This is a genomic window from Candidatus Hakubella thermalkaliphila, from assembly GCF_013281975.1.
Classification (GTDB): domain Bacteria; phylum Actinomycetota; class Humimicrobiia; order Hakubellales; family Hakubellaceae; genus Hakubella; species Hakubella thermalkaliphila.
In genome coordinates, this window is the sequence record NZ_BLRZ01000029.1 from 1 (window position 1) to 17,883 (window position 17,883).

Annotated in this window: 23 protein-coding genes and 1 riboswitch; of the genes, 6 read left to right on the forward strand and 17 right to left on the reverse strand. The window is 48.5% G+C overall.

Going from position 1 to position 17,883, the window contains the following annotated elements; translation table 11 throughout:
• The 7 genes from HW443_RS04185 to HW443_RS04215 all read right to left on the reverse strand — a co-directional run.
• Positions 1-360: cob(I)yrinic acid a,c-diamide adenosyltransferase (locus HW443_RS04185; protein WP_176236540.1), on the reverse strand; the 360-nt coding region annotated here is incomplete at its 3' end.
• Positions 361-516: 156 nt separating this feature from the next.
• The gene (locus tag HW443_RS04190; protein ID WP_176237935.1) at positions 517-2,136 is read right to left on the reverse strand and encodes a cobyric acid synthase; all 1,620 of its coding nucleotides are present in this window, start codon (positions 2,134-2,136) and stop codon (positions 517-519) included.
• Between the two features lie 142 nt (positions 2,137-2,278).
• Positions 2,279-3,547: a heme ABC transporter ATP-binding protein gene (locus HW443_RS04195; protein ID WP_176235503.1), complete on the reverse strand. Its 1,269-nt coding sequence runs from the start codon at positions 3,545-3,547 to the stop codon at positions 2,279-2,281.
• Complete coding sequence (locus tag HW443_RS04200) at positions 3,548-4,624, reverse strand: FecCD family ABC transporter permease (protein WP_258189514.1); 1,077 nt, start codon at positions 4,622-4,624, stop codon at positions 3,548-3,550. It lies immediately after the preceding gene.
• 215 nt (positions 4,625-4,839) lie between these two features.
• On the reverse strand, positions 4,840-5,772 hold the full coding sequence (locus tag HW443_RS04205) for an ABC transporter substrate-binding protein (RefSeq protein ID WP_176235502.1): 933 nt from the start codon (positions 5,770-5,772) through the stop codon (positions 4,840-4,842).
• 392 nt (positions 5,773-6,164) lie between these two features.
• A riboswitch (cobalamin riboswitch) is annotated at positions 6,165-6,339 on the reverse strand.
• Between the two features lie 40 nt (positions 6,340-6,379).
• The gene (locus tag HW443_RS04210; RefSeq protein WP_176235501.1) at positions 6,380-6,538 is read right to left on the reverse strand and encodes a PIN domain-containing protein; all 159 of its coding nucleotides are present in this window, start codon (positions 6,536-6,538) and stop codon (positions 6,380-6,382) included.
• Position 6,539: 1 nt separating this feature from the next.
• The gene (locus tag HW443_RS04215; protein ID WP_176235500.1) at positions 6,540-6,797 is read right to left on the reverse strand and encodes a hypothetical protein; all 258 of its coding nucleotides are present in this window, start codon (positions 6,795-6,797) and stop codon (positions 6,540-6,542) included.
• 286 nt (positions 6,798-7,083) lie between these two features.
• Here HW443_RS04215 and HW443_RS04220 point away from each other — a divergent pair, with 286 nt between their 5' ends.
• Positions 7,084-7,476 (forward strand): nucleotidyltransferase family protein, encoded by a 393-nt coding sequence (locus HW443_RS04220; RefSeq protein WP_176237936.1) that lies wholly within the window; start codon positions 7,084-7,086, stop codon positions 7,474-7,476.
• 253 nt (positions 7,477-7,729) lie between these two features.
• Here the strand turns inward: HW443_RS04220 and HW443_RS04225 are convergent, their stop codons facing one another.
• From HW443_RS04225 to HW443_RS04235, 3 genes are all read right to left on the reverse strand, one after another.
• Entirely contained in the window at positions 7,730-8,518 is a 789-nt protein-coding gene (locus tag HW443_RS04225) for a sugar isomerase domain-containing protein (RefSeq protein ID WP_176235498.1), read from the reverse strand.
• Between the two features lie 178 nt (positions 8,519-8,696).
• The gene (locus HW443_RS04230) at positions 8,697-9,614 is read right to left on the reverse strand and encodes a sugar phosphate isomerase family (protein WP_176235497.1); all 918 of its coding nucleotides are present in this window, start codon (positions 9,612-9,614) and stop codon (positions 8,697-8,699) included.
• A gap of 23 nt (positions 9,615-9,637) precedes the next feature.
• Positions 9,638-10,339: a PIG-L deacetylase family protein gene (locus HW443_RS04235; RefSeq protein ID WP_176235496.1), complete on the reverse strand. Its 702-nt coding sequence runs from the start codon at positions 10,337-10,339 to the stop codon at positions 9,638-9,640.
• 669 nt (positions 10,340-11,008) lie between these two features.
• Here HW443_RS04235 and HW443_RS04240 point away from each other — a divergent pair.
• Both HW443_RS04240 and HW443_RS04245 read left to right on the forward strand, forming a co-directional pair.
• Entirely contained in the window at positions 11,009-11,320 is a 312-nt protein-coding gene (locus HW443_RS04240) for a DUF4258 domain-containing protein (protein WP_176236701.1), read from the forward strand.
• Positions 11,308-11,520, forward strand: a complete 213-nt coding sequence (locus HW443_RS04245; protein ID WP_176227203.1) for a DUF2283 domain-containing protein — start codon at positions 11,308-11,310, stop codon at positions 11,518-11,520. Before HW443_RS04240 ends, HW443_RS04245 begins: the two co-directional genes overlap by 13 nt.
• A gap of 460 nt (positions 11,521-11,980) precedes the next feature.
• Here HW443_RS04245 and HW443_RS04250 read toward each other — a convergent pair whose 3' ends face one another.
• The 4 genes from HW443_RS04250 to HW443_RS04265 all read right to left on the reverse strand — a co-directional run bounded on the left by HW443_RS04250 (position 11,981) and on the right by HW443_RS04265 (position 13,367).
• On the reverse strand, positions 11,981-12,382 hold the full coding sequence (locus tag HW443_RS04250; protein WP_176236702.1) for a type II toxin-antitoxin system VapC family toxin: 402 nt from the start codon (positions 12,380-12,382) through the stop codon (positions 11,981-11,983).
• Between the two features lies 1 nt (position 12,383).
• Positions 12,384-12,641, reverse strand: coding sequence for a hypothetical protein (locus HW443_RS04255; RefSeq protein ID WP_176236703.1), 258 nt, complete (start codon positions 12,639-12,641; stop codon positions 12,384-12,386).
• A gap of 71 nt (positions 12,642-12,712) precedes the next feature.
• Complete coding sequence (locus HW443_RS04260; RefSeq protein ID WP_176233540.1) at positions 12,713-13,117, reverse strand: PIN domain-containing protein; 405 nt, start codon at positions 13,115-13,117, stop codon at positions 12,713-12,715.
• Positions 13,110-13,367: a CopG family ribbon-helix-helix protein gene (locus tag HW443_RS04265; RefSeq protein ID WP_258188914.1), complete on the reverse strand. Its 258-nt coding sequence runs from the start codon at positions 13,365-13,367 to the stop codon at positions 13,110-13,112. Before HW443_RS04265 ends, HW443_RS04260 begins: the two co-directional genes overlap by 8 nt.
• A 254-nt stretch (positions 13,368-13,621) precedes the next feature.
• On the opposite strand from HW443_RS04265, the gene HW443_RS04270 reads away from it, so the two are divergent.
• Positions 13,622-13,900: a hypothetical protein gene (locus HW443_RS04270; RefSeq protein WP_176236267.1), complete on the forward strand. Its 279-nt coding sequence runs from the start codon at positions 13,622-13,624 to the stop codon at positions 13,898-13,900.
• A gap of 68 nt (positions 13,901-13,968) precedes the next feature.
• Here the strand turns inward: HW443_RS04270 and HW443_RS04275 are convergent, their stop codons facing one another.
• Complete coding sequence (locus HW443_RS04275; protein ID WP_176237937.1) at positions 13,969-15,072, reverse strand: 1-phosphofructokinase family hexose kinase; 1,104 nt, start codon at positions 15,070-15,072, stop codon at positions 13,969-13,971.
• A gap of 129 nt (positions 15,073-15,201) precedes the next feature.
• On the opposite strand from HW443_RS04275, the gene HW443_RS04280 reads away from it, so the two are divergent.
• Positions 15,202-15,369 (forward strand): hypothetical protein, encoded by a 168-nt coding sequence (locus tag HW443_RS04280; protein ID WP_176236706.1) that lies wholly within the window; start codon positions 15,202-15,204, stop codon positions 15,367-15,369.
• Here HW443_RS04280 and HW443_RS04285 read toward each other — a convergent pair.
• Both HW443_RS04285 and HW443_RS04290 read right to left on the reverse strand, forming a co-directional pair.
• On the reverse strand, positions 15,344-16,192 hold the full coding sequence (locus tag HW443_RS04285) for an SDR family NAD(P)-dependent oxidoreductase (RefSeq protein ID WP_258188915.1): 849 nt from the start codon (positions 16,190-16,192) through the stop codon (positions 15,344-15,346). The two genes, HW443_RS04280 and HW443_RS04285, sit on opposite strands and share 26 nt — an antisense overlap.
• Positions 16,193-16,233: 41 nt before the next feature.
• A complete protein-coding gene (locus tag HW443_RS04290) occupies positions 16,234-16,812 on the reverse strand; it encodes a carbohydrate kinase family protein (protein WP_176236707.1) in 579 nt (192 codons plus the stop codon).
• 314 nt (positions 16,813-17,126) lie between these two features.
• Here HW443_RS04290 and HW443_RS04295 point away from each other — a divergent pair, with 314 nt between their 5' ends.
• Positions 17,127-17,819, forward strand: coding sequence for a helix-turn-helix domain-containing protein (locus HW443_RS04295; protein ID WP_219857224.1), 693 nt, complete (start codon positions 17,127-17,129; stop codon positions 17,817-17,819).
• The last annotated feature ends 64 nt before the right edge of the window (positions 17,820-17,883 follow it).

Below are 17,883 nucleotides of genomic sequence, written 5' to 3' on the forward strand. Positions count from 1 at the left end.
CCGATCCAGAGCCACATTGATCTCGTCCAGAACTACCAGGTCATACTCCCCTTCCCTAATTACCTTCCTGGCAAACTGAAGAGCTTCCCGGACCGACTCTCCGATATCCATGTCTGGCAAGAGGGAGCCACTCTCGTCCAGAGCGGTAGGATACTGGCCAAAACGGGCGAATTTCAAGTAAGGGGAAAGCATCTCGGCCGCTTTTACCTCTCCAGTCTCGTACCTGTCCTGTTTGATAAACTGGATAAACATTACCTTATAGCCCCTACCGACAGCCCTGAGAGCCAGACCCAGAGCAGCCGTAGTCTTACCCTTACCTGACCCGGTGTAGACCTGAATTAGACCTTTTCTTTGATCCATTATTACTCCTTAAAAATATGGGAAGAGTTCTCCGGTTCTCTTTAGACACATGCCGTAATACTATCTGCGCGCTGTCAACCTCATAGGCATGCTTAGATCAAGAAACCCAATCCACTTTCGCAATTGAGCCCAACACCTTGATTCTTTCAGACCATGTCACCTGGGCTTAAGGGATGTAAGCCCATAGAGCAGACCCATACGCACACTTTGACGCACTACCTCAGCCCAGCGGTCATAACTCTCTTCTTTATCCCGGCTCCAGGAGAGCTGACTTTGAGCCCATGCTACAGAAAAGGGCTCGGAGCGTAGGCCTTTTCTTTCTCTAAGAAATTGAATAAGCGCCCGCCTTAAAGCATCGTTGTCGAAGATACCATGGACATAAGTGCCCCATACCAGACCATTCTGGTTTACGGCTCCATCCTCTAACTCCCTCTCTTCTCCTTTTCTCTTTATCTTAAATAGAGGAGACGCACCAGGTCCTCGCCGGGTGGTTCCCATGTGGATCTCATACCCTTCCAGGGGCACTTTTCTGTCCCCACTCAGGTATCCCGGTTCTTCCATCATCTTTGGCAAATCCACCATTTTTTGTAAGAGTGGAGGCCAGCCGCCTATGATCTGAAAGGTGACCTGAGATGTGGTCTTCTCAGCAGAGAAAACAGTCTCCACATCCAGAAGGCCCAGCCCCTCCATTTCCTCTTGATTGGACTCGGCATGGTGGGGATCCCTTATTTTCCGACCCAACATCTGATAGCCACCACAGATCCCAATCACAGGCATAGCTTTTTCTGCGGCCTGGATAATAAGCTCAGCCAGGCCAGTGTTTTTCAAATAGCCCAGATCGCTGATAGTACTTTTGCTGCCCGGTATAATGATCAAATCTGGACTTCCAAAACTCTCTGGAGAGGCCACATAACGTAGGTGCACTCCCTTTTCCCTGCTGAGGGCGTCGAAATCGGTGAAGTTGGAGATGTGAGGAAGGTAAATAACAGCTATATCCACATTGTCATTGGGGGTCAGACTGGCATTAAGGAGTTGTCGGCCTATAAAGTTTTCCAGAGAGACTGAGTCTTCCTCCTCCAGCCCCAATTCTCGGTAGTAGGGAATCACGCCCACTACTGGAACTTTGGTCTTATCTTCCAGCCAGGCCAGGCCGGGCTCCAGAAGCCCAACGTCACCCCGAAACTTGTTGATTAGAAATCCCCTGATTCTGGCTCGTTCAGTTGAACTCAGAAGCTCCAGCGTCCCCACCAGAAAGGCAAATACACCTCCTCTGTCCACATCCCCTACCAGAATTACCGGAGCATCAGCCATCTCGGCTATTCTCATATTAGCTATATCTCTGTCAGCCAGATTGATCTCCGCCGGACTGCCAGCACCTTCGATAATAACCAGCTCATGCTCTTCTCGCAGTTTCTCTAAAGCTTTAGCCACCGTATCCAGCAAAAAGGGCTTGTATTGGTGATAATTGACGGCCGACATATTGCCTATAGGGCGGCCCATGACAATAACCTGAGCTACTTTATCTGCACTGGGCTTGAGGAGAATGGGATTCATCTCCACAACTGGATCCAGCCCGGCGGCCTGGGCCTGAACCACCTGAGCCCGCCCCATCTCCAGCCCCTCTTTGGTCACATAGGAGTTAAGGGCCATGTTCTGGGACTTAAAGGGTGCCACTCTGATGCCGTCCTGCTTGAAGATGCGGCATAAGGCAGCCACGATAACACTCTTCCCTACGTGGGAGCAGGTACCCTGAATCATAAGAGTCTTGGCCAGCATATTCTCCCCAACTTATATCGAGAACAACATGGGAACCGAAACCATCTCTTTTTCGTCTCCAGATCAACTTTTTACAGTAACGTCTGAGAACTCCCCAGCTTTGCCTGGGGGCAGTGTCAAATCTCCTATCCCCTTATCCTCCTCAATTTTGTTCCCCAATTTTCTGCACCAGCTCATCCAAATTACGGACCTCCAGAGCCCCTTTGGCCATCAGGTGGCTGTACAGCTCCGTAGCCTTGCCACTACTAAAATCTCTCGAGAAAATGGGATCTGTGGAAAGCAGGATAACTTCTTTGCCCTCTTCCACAGCCCTCAAAGCGGAGCGAAGGTTAGCCAGATTCCCTTCTCCGAAGAAAAGGTTGGAAACAACGATCACATCCGCTCCCTGGATCAGTTGGTCATTCTGTCGCATAGAGCTTTCGGAAATGGAGGAGAAGGGAGCCTCAGAAACAACCGGAATATCCAGGCTCTGGGCTGTCTCGTGATCCGAGTCCAGTACGTTTATCACTCCTGCGCTTACGCCAAACCCCTGCTCCCGCAGCTTGTGCATGAGCCCACCCCCGCTGTTGCCTCCACAGATCAAGTGCACCATCCTGGACCCGGATAGGGCCTCCTTATAACGCCACCTCTTAGAAATGGGGGTGACATAAACCCTCCCGGTCACAGGACTACGATTGACACTGACCTCCACACCATAGACAAAACCTATTTTTTCCCTGGTCAGAACCTCCTCCGTCTTCCCATAAGCAAAAGGTTCGCCATCTGATAAGAGTAATACCTTCTGACAGTACTGAGCAGCCAGATTGATATCGTGAAGCACAGCGATAACCGTAATTCCCTCTTCGCTCTTTTTATGCACCAACTCCATGGTCTCAATTTGATAGCTTATGTCCAGATGGGAAGTGGGCTCATCCAGAAGGAGAATCTGGGACCTCTGGGCCAGAGCCTGAGCAATGACTACCCTTTGCTTCTCTCCTCCACTCAACTGAGTAAAAAGTCTATCCCGGAGATCCCAGGTTTTAGTCTCCATCATACTTTCGGTAACCGTCCGGAAATCATCAACCTTCTCTCGACCGAAACGTCTCTGATAGGGATTTCTGCCCATCAGAACTACCTCCAGAGCCGTGAAGTCGAAGCCCAGAAGGCTATCCTGGGGAACAATGGCCACCTTTTTGGCCATCTCCCGGCTGGAAAGAGACCTGAGATCGAGGTCATCCACCATCACCCGGCCCTGGTAGTTTCTCAAAGTACCGCACAGGATCTTGAGAAAAGTGGATTTTCCGGCTCCGTTAGGACCCAGAATGCCGATGAGCTCCCCAGCCTTAACCCGGAGCTGAATATTTCTTAAGACTGGAAATCCATCATAGGCAAAGTGGAGATCCTCAATCAGGACTTTGAATCCTCTATCCATTTACCTCACCAGACCCCTCTTTCTGGATCTAAGAAGATAGATGAAAAAAGGAGCACCAATCATGGCTGTGATCACCCCTACTGGAATCTCCCGAGGAGATAGAACTAACCTGGCAAAGGTGTCAGAGACAAGCATGATTAAAGCTCCAGCCAGAGCTGAGGTGGGGGTAAGCAGCCTGTGGTCAGGGCCGGTCACCAATCGGACAGTATGCGGGGTTATCAAACCCACAAAACCAATAATCCCAGAAACGGACACAGCCAGAGAGGCTACGAGGGAGGCCAGAAGGATCAGGATCAGCTTGACCTTCTCCGTTTCCATGCCCAACTGAGATGCTCTTTCTTCCCCCAGTAGAAACAGATTTAGATCCCTGGAAAAGAAAAGCACCACCACCACACAGAACAGCACAAAGGGCAGAGCCAAAATAACCCTGTTCCAACTGGCCCCGGTGAAACCACCCAGCATCCAGAAAAATATCCTGTGCAGATCCTCCTGCCCGATCATCATCAACAAAGAGACTAGAGCGTTGAGAAAAGCACCAGCGGCAATGCCGGAAAGGAGAAGATTGGCCACGGGAACCGCAGTACCCGTTCTAGCAATGCGGTAGACAAATAAAGTGGTGCCCATTGCTCCCATAAAAGCGAACAAGGAGAGAACAGAAAGGCCGATCATGCCATGGCCGATCTTGAAGACTATGGCTATAGTGGCCCCCAAAGCAGCTCCCGGTGAGACTCCGATGATCCAGGAATCAGCCATGGGATTTCGAAAGAGAGCTTGAAAAATTACGCCCGCGGTGGCCAGAGCTGCTCCTACGACCATGGCCAGCACTATCCGGGGTAGACGAATTTGGAGCAGGATAACTTCCGCCGCACTTTCTACCCTGGTTGTATCTACTACCCTTGAAAGGAAAGGAAGCCGAGAAAGGAAGACCGCCGCAGTGGTAGACAGAGGAAGATCTGCCGCTCCCAAAGATGCTGAGATAAACAGGCTAAGGAGTAGAGCCAGCATCAGAAAAGTCATGTACTTGAGAAGTTGAGTGCGTTTTGTTGTTAGACCCAATTCCTGTCCTGTATTATCCATTGGCTTCCTTTGTCAGCTCTGCTCCTTATTCGAACACTTGTCCTCTTCTCCGGCACTCGCCTCGTCAGCCGGTTTAGAAGTAATTTTCCACCAGGGGCCGCGACGCCTCCTTCCCTCCCCGTCCCCTCATCAATTCCTTCTCCTGTTTTGCTCTGCTCTCCTTCGCCCAATGTCCTTAGGAAACATCACTTTTCTGGAGAGCACTGCAACTGACTTCACTGGAAAAGCTCCGGATGAATCGCTTTGGCAACTAAAAGAAGACCTTGCGTTACTCGAGGCCCAGGTCGAACAACAAGATTATCTGGAACCACATAGACTCGCTTTCCCTGGACAGCCTTAACACTACTGAGCCTGGCATCTTGTAAAATGACATCAGGGGTGGGGGCCAGACTCTCGGGAGCGATGATGACATCCGGATTATGCTCCATCAGCTTCTCCACGCTGTACTCCGGCCATCCGGTCAATCCATCCAGAGCCAGGATATTGACGCCTCCGGCGGTCACGATTAAGTCACTAATGAAGGTGTCCTGGCCAGCAGACATAAGGGGGTCATTCCAGACCACCCAGAAGACCTTGGGTCGCTTCTCCTCTGCTATGTCCGCTACCCTGGACTTTACGGCCTCGATATCCTCCTGCATCTGAGATATTAGCTCCTGGGCCTGGGCATGGGCCCCGGTGAGCTGGCCAATCTTTCGGATGTTTTCCAGAGTCTGATCCAGAGTTTTCGGCTCAGCAGTATAGATAACTATACCCTTATCTTCCAACTGAGCTGCCGCTTCTTCGACTCCGGAGATAACCAGAACCAAATCCGGCTGCAAGGAAATTATCTTCTCCACGCTCAGATCGTAGAGACCACCCACTTTCTCTTTCTCTTTGACCTCCTCTGGGTAGTCGTCAGAGTCGCCTACTCCGACCACTTTTTGTCCCAGACCCAGGGCAAAGAGAATTTCCGTATTGTTAGGGGCGGCGGAGACAATTCTTTCCGCTGCTTTTTCTAAGATGATCTCTCTCCCGGTATCGTCAACTACCCTAATGGGACCCTCAGCCTCCGGAGCTTTAGAGGGTGCGCAACCCACTATAAGCGGCAAGGAGAGCCCTGTAATTAAAAGTAGAACCAGCAACCAAGTTAGCAACCGATTTTTCAACATCAAGCTACCCCCTTCTTCTGTCTGGCTTTTTCTATTTAACTCAACTTTCTCTGTCAGTCTTCCTACATGCGGAATTGTGCCTTTGGTAGAGCCACAGTCATTAAGTCTAACCTGGGGAATTACGGCTACCCTACTTTTCTCTATTTTTGAGAATAACTCACCGGTGCAGCTACTCCGCCAAAGGCAACATCGCCCTGGTTCTTGTCTATACACTACACGTTTATTCCCGGTAATCTCACCTCCCCTTAGCATCTTTCCCTGCAACGAGGGGCGCCCATCTTGTTGCAGAAAAGCAATCAAGGCAATTCTTAAAAAAAAGAAATCCACCTCTCTCCCTCAAGAGAAGCGGATCCCTTTCCATAAAAATAAGCTTCCTCTCTCCCTCGGAGAGTGTCTTGCTCTGGACTCAGGTAGGTCTCCTGACTTCTGGTCTTCCGTCCCCATCCCTTCCCAGGCCTGTGCCCAGTGGTAATGATGAGAACAACCCAGTTACAGTGGCGGGACCATGCTGGCTTTTCACCAGCTTCCCTTTATAACCTTTCGGTTACCTGAGCCCGCTGGTATTTAATTTTGATGTTTTACTTTTAACACATAGGAGGTAGATAAGTCAATAGGTAGTTACCAGTGATAAAAATGGCGACTGATAATAGAGTGCTATGATTATGATAATGTCGTCCAGGCCTGCTTCCAGAACTTTTCCCTCTACCTTCTTATCTCCCTTCAACCAGTATATGCAGGTATCTGTGTCAAGAACATAACCAGGCACGTCATATTCTCCGTTCCTGGAACCACCTGCGCTCAGCTCGGATATCCGCTACGATTTCCTCGGCCGTCCTCTCGTCTTCCCAGCTTCCACAGAACCCAGTCTCCTCTGCCTTTCTACCGTTGCCACCGTGCTTGCTATGAGATAAATAGCTGACTATGAGCCCCGTGACAATATCTTTCAAGGTTCTATGATCAATAATCGCTGCCTTTTTCAATTCCTCGTGCAGTTCATCGGGAAGCTCCACAATCAATTTACCCATTTTCTATCACCTCGCATTACTGAAACTCTATGTCTAAGACTAATATAGAAGAATATTTAAATATTGTCAATTAATATGGAAGTGCTCCTTGGCAGGGTAACAGATCAAATTTTGGAGGTCCATTGGGTAAAAATCCCATTTCAAGTCCCACTTAAGGTAGGACTAACAGGGATATTTGTCAAATAGTTTCTGCCTGTTTGGGGAAGGGCTGTGATAAAATGAGAACACACGTTATGAAAAGAGCTTGACCCGCTCTAAAATAGCAGAAAATAGGGGAAGTCCGGCCATGAGGGACTATAGCAGATACGTAGAGGCCTGGAAGAGGCGAGCCACAGAGAGACAGAAGGAACTGGCCCGACGGAAGGAGAAGGCCAGCCGCCAGGCTATGGAACTAGCTAGAATTCTTGTCCATGAATACAGGGTCCAGCAGGTATATGTATTTGGATCATTAGCCCAGGATGACTCACTCCTCACTGAAACTTCCGACATTGATCTGGCCGTCTATGGACTGGATCCAAGGCTCTATTTCCGTGCCCTGGGACGTATCCAGGATGCTACCAAATTTGGAGTGGATCTGGTTACCATGGAGTCTTGCTCTGACAGTCTAAGGGAAGCTATCCTTAAAGAAGGGAGGCTGCTTTATGATGGTAGGGCCAAAGGAAAAGCAGAGGCTAGCTAGACTGGCTGCTGAAATTAGAAGAGAATGGAGACCTTAGCCCAATCTTTAGAGAGCTAGTTTGGCTAATAATAGGTTGGTTAATTGCTCCAGCAGTTAACCCCTGATGAGTTCTACCAGAAAAGGGAGAACCTTAAAAATTAAACTGGTGAAAGTTGTGCCTATTTGCTGGCTCCGTTAAGCGTTTACCATGTACTGGACCAGCGCAAAGTCTAGCCTAACTTATTATCTTGTGCTTCCGCAGAACCTGAAACAGCTATAGCATCTTGACTTTGTACCAGTACTCCTCCTCGTACTTCTCGTTGGCCTCGTCTCCACCCACACAGTTCGCACTCATCCACACCGGAGGAGTGAAACCCTTTGAAAGCATATATTTGACGGCTTCGTACTCGATGCGGCGGACGATATAGGCATCGGCCACAGTCGAGATTGGATTAATGGGGCGGTCAAATCCCTCAATCTGAATTACGGCATCTCCCACAGGATTGTAGTCGTCAATGAAGAGGTCCACAATATCCATCAGATTCTTCTTAGAGGGATGACGAGTGTAGTGATCCAGGGGGATATCTTCTTGCCAAATAGAGCTGCCGACACCGATTACCGTAGCACCACGTTCCTTACATTCCAGTGCAGCGTCAATCGTGCCCGCGTTCACCCCGATGTTGTTGAAAACAATCACCACATCTCCCTTCTTAACCCGAAAATAACTCATTAGGGCGCGGAAGTATCCGGGTACGCGCTCTATACGGATGCTACGGGTACCACCTGTGATGGGGGAGCTACTAACGTCGAGGCAGGGGTTCACCGCCACGAAAGCGCCAGCGCGATGACTCATATCAAGGACAGGCAAGTAGGTATGACCGCCAGTACCAACCAATTTTACGAGACCACCAGCCATAATGTGATCCCCAATGATCTTACCGGCTTTTACAAAGTTCTCGGCCTGCCGCTCCTCGATCTTGTCCAGAAACTCCTTGCAAATCTCGAGAAACGTCTTATCACTAACCGGGTTGCTACGCGGCCATTCCTTGTTCTTTTCTGCCATAACAATCAACCTCCTCTTTCTCAAGTGCGCTGGTCCAGTACATGGTAAACGCTTAATGGAGCCTGCAAATAGCCAACTCTCACCGGTTTAATTTTAAGGCTCTCCCTTTTCTGGCACTTTAGCCTTAGCCTTGCATCTTTGGATGGAGCTGGCGGAAGCTCTTTCGGATATGTAACTATTAGGCCATCCTGATCTCCACGTTGTCAGCGACTCCTCCCAGTAGGGTATAGGTGCCAGGCAGGGTCTGAAGAATCGATCCTGGCACAAGAGGGGTTACTGGACCATGGGCTACCAGCCGAGCAATAAATCTCTGCCAGCTGACTCCCCCACCCAGGTCACCGTCTAACCAGAAGCTGCGATCTTTGGCCCTCACGATCTGGGCTGGGCCGATAGTATTGGCCTTTGGCGGCACCTGAGACCTGTCTCCACCAAAGGAGTGAAGAGCATTTTGCATGATGGTCATCGGGTGGAGTTTGACACACCGCGATCCCGCCTCCTTAAATGCCTGTAAATCACCACCGAACTCTTCGCCTAAGTGAGATTCCCAGAAGGCAATGTGACCACACCAACCGATGCCACCGTAACAGATGTCTGCACCACCGAGCTCCTCTATCATCCCTCCATAGGATGATAGACAATCCTTAGTTGGAAAATGGATTTGCTCCAAGGGCGGCCTTAAGTCCTCGTCTATATTGAGGAAGAAGTTCTCCATCATCGCCTTTTGAAAGGATCCCGGCCAGTCAGGCGGAGCCGTGTTCCCCTCTTGATCAGCGTACTCATCCATATTAAAGGAGTGAACATGTTTACAGGAGATCCGTAACTGATTGATGAGTTTAGCAGCGATCTTATATTGTGGCATTGGTCCTACCGGAAAGATGGCCACAAAACGCTCCCTTCTTTCTCCTGCCTCCTTGATCCTTCTTACTATGTCCAAAGCAAAATCCACGTAAAAGTCGTGCCGATCCTCAATGATCCTTATCTTAAACTCGGGATTAGAGTGCTTACATATCTCTTCCCTCCTTATTGCTCGAACTCGAGCGCACTCCTCTTGGTCCCGAAAGGAGATAAAATCTGCCAACTTAAATCTAAATTCCATCTTTTATCACCCTCTCCATTCAATTAAGGCAACACCCTTTGAGCCACTACCCGCGGCCAAACATTGGCTCTTCTAAACCCCTCAGCATAGGCCACCCCGCATTGTAACCCCCTAAACTTGGCTATGGTCTCCATAAATTCTAGGAAGTCGATATTGTCGTGCTCCTTTAACCACCTGACCTGGCTTTGGTGGCACGCCAGCATCTGTCTTTTTAGCTGAAAAGTATCTGATATGTCCACATATTCAGTTGGATTGAATCCTTGCCCTGCGAGAGGCTCCATATAATAGATGGGGGTCACCTTCTCATGGGCAAGGTGAGTCGTTTTTACATGCGGCACGCTAGCCAGAAAACTGGCATCAAATACTAATTGGCTAACCTGCCTGTGATCGGGGTGGTAATCATCAGGCAAATGGGTGATAATTAGATCAGGTCTTGCCTCCCTGATCATATCGATAAAGTCCTCTCGGGTCTCTCTATTAGAGAACACCCATTCATCCGCATAGTCCATCCAGATCATCTCGGCCCCGATGATCTCAGTAGCGCGCTTGGCCTCTGCCTTTCTGATCTGAGCCAGCTCCTCAGGGGGGATCTCCTTGTGACCCATGTTCCCGTTGGTCACATAGGCCATCACTACTTGATCACCTCGCTGCGAATACTTGGAGAGTGTGCCTCCGCAAGCAAGCTCTAGATCATCTGGATGAGCTCCAACTGCTAATATACGCATCGGTAGCTCCTTTCGCCCCGTTTATCTGCCCTAAAGGTTAAGCAGCTTGTTTCCCCTTATTGGATTACAATGGGCACTGACTCCACTGTGAAGACTAACACATCCTGAGCGTCTAAAAGTTCGGTTCTTCTCCAAAAATAGTGGGTAGATACTACTAAAATACCTTGAAAATAGAAAGACATCTAACCCTACAACGTCATTTACCTGAATACATACAATATGTTGTGGTTCAATTAAAGAAATTGCCCTACATATTGAACCAAGATTCTTAAGTATCGCTGTAGGGCTAAAAGTCTCGTATAATCCTAAAGACAAACAAGTAAGAAAGTCTTTGGAGAAGGAGGCTAATAGATGTCTAACATCAAGGTCATTAAACGGAGATCTTATGGTTTGCTTGATCTTATCTACTTTATGCTTAAGATCAAGCAAGGCTTTACTTAAGTTACCCACTAAAAAAGGGGCAAGAGCCAGATTCAAAAACCCTGGGGCGATTCATCTTCTTGCGAAGGCCCCTGATTTCCTCTACAATAACGTTCAAATCTGAATTATATATCATTTCAAAGGAAGTGTTTAAACTATCTTCCTTCAAACTTGAGGATCTCTCATTAGCAGATGTGGCCATTCAACATGATATCAAAATAGAAAGGCTGGACCTACAGATAGGCCAACATGAGAACTGAGATATATTTTAAGATAAGGACACCTCTTAATGTTAGGATTAGAACTACAAAGGAATATTGGAATTATATAGTCACGATTAAACATAGGGTGATGGAGGGGAAGGAAGCCATTGTTAAAGCAACCTTATCTGAACCTGATGAAATCCGCAAAAGCAAGATTGATGAAAATGTCTTCTTGTATTACAAAAGGGAAGATAAGCTATACTGTGCGATAGCAAGGCACAACGGTGAAGATGGCTTTTTGATAACGACATATCCAACTGATAAGGTAAAGGAGGGCGGAATAGTATGGACAAAGTGATCGTTTATTACCACAAGGAAATGGACACTATAGATATATGGTTTGGTAATCCTGATGATGAAGTTGTTTCTGAGGAGGCAGGAGAAGGAATCATCTTGAAAAAAGACAAAGATGGCAAGGTGATAGGGATAGAAAAACTATATGTAGCTAAAACCCTTGGCATCAAACAGCCCTTGCCTGTTGAGGTAGTGGTTGCATAACCAGGCACCGAACTAAAAGAGTTTTAAGGACCGGAAAATGTTAAATTTGCCATACCCTCTAGGAAAACTCGCTCGAAGGGGCTGACCTAGTACCTTATATCCAGGTCATTTCAGGACTGCTTTATTTCTTGCCCCAGACCTGATACTGGTTGAAAAAAGAAGGAGTTGTCAAATTTCTTTTAAATTTTCCCAACTCCTTCCCCAAAATCCTATTTTAGTAGGCTTTTTAAGGGGGTCATCTCTTATGAAATTTCAGTGGAAAATCTGAAGTTCAGAATCGACTTTATGTCCTTATACTAATTTTTGGGTAGGGAGATAAGAGAGGATTTTGCCAAGTTACGGGAGAACTTTGGACCTTGCTTACCTTAGCTATGCCATATGGCACAGCTAAGGTCTTACAGTATCATGAGGGGGGAGCACTTCGGTACTGCGGGTCAAAGGCTAATGCCGGGTTCCTACACTACTTCCTCCAGTTCTCTATGGCTAACCCGGGGATCCGCTTGAAATGATCAATATTGTTAGTCACTAATGTACTATCTCCGACCAGAGTAATACAAGCAATTAAAAGGTTAGCATCATCTAAGATTTGTCCTCTTCTTTCAAGCTCAGCTTTAATTTTGCCATATATCCGAGAAACCCCGTCCATAGTCTGCACGATTTTTATCTTTTTTGATAGATCTGTTATCACCTTAAGATTCTTCTCTACTTTACTGGACTTAAAAGCTCCATAAAAGAGCTCGCATTCCGTAATTACAGTAATGGAAATGTTGTCCAGGCCTGCTTCCAGAACTTTCCCTTCTATATTCTTATCTCCCTTCAACCAATATATGCAGGTATCTGTGTCAAGAACATAACCAGGCACGTCATATTCTCCGTTCCTGGAACCACCTGCGCTCAGCTCGGATATCCGCTACGATTTCCTCGGCCGTCCTCTCGTCTTCCCAGCTTCCACAGAACACAGTTTCCTCTACTTTTCTCCTACTACCACCATGCGTGGGGTGAGACAAATAGCTTACTATCAGAGCAGTGACAATATCTTTAAAGCTTCTACGGTTGGCAACTGCTGTTTTTCTCAATTCTTCATGAAGTTCATCGGAAAGCTTCACAATCAATTTACCCATTTTCCATCACCTCATAGGGCTGAACCTCTATGTCCAAGATAGGGATAGAGGAGTATCTAAATGTTATTTGCTTAGTCAGCAGAAGCTCTTGGGGGAAGTCTTTCCACTCCTATCTCATCCATGGGGTAATGGTCAACATTTGCGGTCAAGAGAATGGCCTCCTGGGCAACTGCCACAGCGGCCACCGTGACATCGCTTGTGCTTAGCGTCTTCCCCCGGCGAGCAAAGTAGTACTGGTATTCCCCTGCTTTCTGGGCCATCTCTTGGGTCACCTCAAAATAGAAGAGACGCTCTATCAGCCTTTGGGCCCTCTTTCTCTCGTGTTCTTTAAGACCAGCGTAAAGTTCAGTGATATTGATGCAGCAGAGGCCAAGGGTATGTCCCTCTCTGGCTAAACTCTGGATCAAAGAGACGACATGGGGCCGGCCATTGAGGTAGTCGATAAGAGCGGTGGTGTCCAAAAGGTACTTAGTCACCCAGTCTCCTCTCTTTCTCCAAGGCCCTCAGGCTCTCCACCCAGGCAGCCACCTTCTCGGAAGACGACCACTCGGGATGATCCTCTTCCTTAAGTACCCCCGCTGTCTCCTCCAATGCCTTGAGAAGCTCAAGCCTCTCTAGTTTTTCTCTTAAGGCCTCGGCCAAAAAGCGGCTGCGCCCTCTTTTGCCAACGAGGGAGTCGACAGCGTTAATGAGTTCGTCGGGTAAGATGACGTGAGTGCGGCTCATTTCTATTTCTCCTTTAACGAAAATCCCATTCTAAGTCCCACTCAGAGTAGCACTAGCAGAGGTATTTGTCAAATCTCCGCAAGGGAGGTGTCAAGGGAGGGAGAATAGCTTCTATCCGTCTGGAAAAGGGGTTGCGATGAAATGAGGTATGCCGCTAGCAAGAGTGCGACATGCTAAAGTATTGCTAGTTCATTGGAAAGGAACATGTGATAAAATAAAGGCGTTTCAGGACATGAATAAGACCGGGAGGAAAGATGGCCATCCAGTTAAAACAGGTAGCTGAGAAATTTTCTATGAGCGAGCAGGAGCTTACACTGGAGAGCCTGCGCGCATTTTTGATCGACAAGCTGCATCTTTTGGATTCGGAGCGAAGGGCCAGATGTGCTAAATTTGGCGTAACTTCTCTCGAAGAAATGGATGAGCTGATTAGGAAAGGCTTGGTTGAAGAAGAGAATATCATGGAAGACTTCCAAAATGTGGACTACCTCACTGCTCGCATTGGTTGGATCCGGCAGTTGCTTGAGAAGCTCTAAAGTTCGCCAGAGCAAAAATCAAACAGGAGAAGTAGTTAGCTTATGGGCAGGTCTCTCACTGGACCGGTTCACACTTCCTCAACTGCAACCTGAGGCAGCATCTTTTTAATATCCTCCCTGCTACAGCTGGCGGCATCCCACATGGCAGCATTGGCTGCCCCGGCAGCCACTCCTAGCCTAAGGCATTCCTTCGCGGCCAGGTTCCGGGCAATGCCCACAGCTAAAGCCCCTACCATAGCATCTCCTGAGCCTACCGGGTTTACTACCGGAACCTGAGAAACTGTGATCCGCCACCTTTTCCCGGCGAAAGAGGCAAGGGCTCCCCCCTTACCCAGGGATTGAACTACCCACTCTATTCCCATTTCATGGTACAGCCTCATAGCCCCAAAGAGATCCTCCTCATCCCTCACCGTCAGCCCCAGCGCCTGCTCCGTTTCCCGAACGTTGGGCTTAATTAAAAAAGGGGCTGCCTTAAGCCCCTGGCGGAAGGGCTCTCCGTGGGAGTCCAGAATAACTCTTATCTCCTTTTCCCTGGCCAGTTTGATCATTTCAGCATATATGTCTCTTTGGCTCAAACCCACTTGGGCACTAGGGTGATCCATAGGGAAGATATGTTCCACAGCTCTCCTCTCTTTGCCATCTGGAATTTTTCGACCAAGTTTATCAGCAAAGGAGATATGCTCCAGAGGGTAAAAATGTGCCGTTCCTCCCATGCCGGTGCTGACGGTGCCCGCTATCTCTTCCTCCGAAGGCGGAATGCTTCCCGAAAGGACCACCAGCTCGGTCTGGGAAAGCAAATGGGTATAGGTAGCTATTACCTCCTGAAATTCCGAAGAAGAAAGGGGAAAGCCTGGCTCAACAAAAACGGTCTGGCGGTTTGTTTTGGTCTCCAAAACCGTGGTCACCGTCCTGCTGGGACTTTTGGCCCAAACCGCCTGTAGGGGGATGCTGTCCTGGCCCAAAAGCTCCTCTATTATCCTTCCCTCCTGTCCACCCACAACACAGAAAGATAAAACCTCGTGGCCTAGGTTTTTAATCACCCTGGCCACATTGTTGCCCTTGCCTCCCGCAATCTTTTTTATCCCCTCAACAACTACTTTCTTCCCCTTTTGAAAATGGGTAACAAATATAGTTTTATCGATGCAGGGATTTAGGGTTACAGTTAAGATCAAGGTAGGGGTCCTCCCGCTATGTTTCTTCTCTATTAATAAATAGCTCTGGCCAACTGAGAAAGATGCTATAGAGCTTTGTTACACCACGGTATATCAAGTTTATGGCTTTAGCGAGAGTCAGAAGCCATCATGGTAGAGCTATTCCGAAGTGGAAGCTCCATTGCTCTGTCTCCTGATTCATTGGCTTGGATAAAGGAATCGCCCATGCGCCGCGGCGCACCACGTCGCATGAAAATTGGGTTATTTTCAAGAGAGACTAAGGCAGATAACCCTAGTGCATCTCCTGCCCGCCCGTGAGGTTCAAGGCCTGGCCAGTCATATAATCCGACTCATCGGAGGCCAGAAAGAGAGCCAGGTTAGCCACTTCTTCTGGCTGGGCTGGCCGTCCCAGAGGAATGCGACTGATAAGATACTCTCGGGCCTGCTCTGGAGTAAGTCCCCTCTTTCTGCCATATTGGGCCAACTGCTTATCCCACATAGAGGTAAAGACAATCCCCGGACAGATGGCGTTGAAGTTGATTCTGTGAGGAGCAAACTCCATGGCCAGGCTCTGGGTGAGGCCGATGACTCCCGCCTTGGAGGCACAATAGGCCGCATACCAGCTGGTCCCCCTTTTACCTGACTGGGAGCTGAGATTGATGATCTTGCCTTTCCCCTGCTTGAGCAGGTGAGGGATCACGGCCTGACAGCAGAGGAAGGTACCCTTTAAGTTGACCGCCAGAGTCTCATCCCAGATTTCCTCAGTAGTCTCTAAAAAGGGCAGAATCCTGGATACTCCGGCACTATTAACCAGAATGTCGATTCGGCCCAAGCGCTCCAGCGCCTTTTTCACCATCTGCTGCACTTCCTGCTGGTGGCAGACGTTAACTTTTATGCCCAAAGCCTCCCCCTCTTGCTCCAGGATCTTCTTGACTACCCTATCTGCAGCATCTGGGTTCAGATCGGCCACAGCAACGTGAGCCCCTTCTTCGGCAAAGCGCAGGCAAATGGCCTCACCGATACCACTGGCTCCACCGGTAACCAAAGCTACTTTATTCTTTAATCTTGTGCTCATTATTGATGATACTTCTGTGGAAAGTTCTCTGATCCTGTGACCATCACATAAGCCACCTCTGGGCATTTACCTCCTGAACACCTTTGCTGCTGGGCGTGCCTGGCTGGTTATTCCAATTCTGGCTGATCTCCCCATAGTCTTTTCTCGCCCTTCATCCGCAAAAACGCCATAGTTTCGGAGAAAGTGGGTATTCCTCCTCGCCCTCCCAGCCTGGTACACTTGAGGGCCGCTACAGCATTGGCAAAATCAGCCACTCTCTCCAAGTCCCAGCCTCTTAGAAGCCCATGCAAAAAAGCACCGTGAAAGACATCACCTGCCCCGGTGGTATCCACCACTTCTACCCGGTAGGCCGGCCGCCAGAAGGCACCTTGTTGGGTCAAGAAGAAACACCCTCTATCGCCCAAAGTGACTCCCACAATTCGGGGGCCCAGGGCCAGCATCTTTTCAGCTGCTCTCTCGGGATCGTCTTTGCCGATGAACTGGCGGGCAAACAGCTCGGAGGTAATAAGTATGTCTACAAAGGGAAGTAAATCTTCCACTCCCGGCCTGAGGGTTCCCACGTCCAGAGATACCTGAACCGAGTTCTCTCGAGCTACTTGAGCTGCTTTTATCCCCACCTGGGTAACATAGCTATCCAAATGAAGGTAGCTGGCTGAGGATAGGAGCTTCTTTTCCTTCTCTCCCATGACTTTGTTCCAGGATCTACTTCTCGGATGGGAGGCTCAATTAAGTATAATATATCACCACCTTGAGCCCAAGCTTTTCCCTCATCACCAATGCGCTTCACAGATTCCTTCAATTCTCAGAGATGCCCGAGTCGGTAACCAGCTTGTCCATCTCTGTCAGAGGTGAGGCACCGCAACCATTAAAAATATTTTGACAAAAGAGTCTTTTGGGCTATAATTGTATGTAAATTTTGGTTTTTTTTGGAAAATTCAGCATTTTAAGCCCTTTTTATCCTATGCTAACCCCAAGACAGAAAATGTTCCTGCAAAAACTAGTGGAAATCTACCTGGAAGAAAATACATCTATCCACTATACCGCACTGGCCAATCGGGTGGGCGTCTCTAAGTTCACTGCCTACGACATGCTCCGGGTTCTGGAGAAAAAAGGATATGTGTCATCTCAATATATCCTGGATAAGGAGGGCTCAGAGCCAGGACGGTCTCTGGTCAATCATTATCCTACCGAAAAAGCCCTGAGAATATTTGGCCCAAAGCGACATCTTGGAAAGGGCTCCAGGAAACGTCACCTCAGAGGAGGCCGTGATTGGTCTATTTTCCAAAGGAAAATCCTGGAAGGTCTGGAGGGAGCAAAGAGCCCGGATCTCAAGGAACTACTCAAGAAAAGCTTGTTGAATTTGAAAGGGCAGATCACTCCGGTTCGCTACTGTGCTGAAGTGATGGCCACGGCTCTGATCTTCTTTAGAAACATGAAGGAGGGTGAGCTGAAAAACTCAGTCACCAAAATCATTAAAAAGATCTGGCAAGCGGGAGAGACTAAACTTAGTTCCCTGGCCGGTTTTTTGGTGGGACTTTGCGTCCTCGATTCTTCTGACCGAGACCTTGCTGAATCCTTTATGGCCTGCCTCCCTCTTTATGATAGATATATTGAGGAGATGGACGAGGAGAACAGGAGCAAACTGGAGGAAATGTTAGACGATTTTTTCTCCCATCTGTTGGTTAAAGGCTAGAAGTCAAGGGAGTAGCCGTCTCAAAATAGGTGGGGACCAGTTTCATAGATGAGGTGTTGATTTG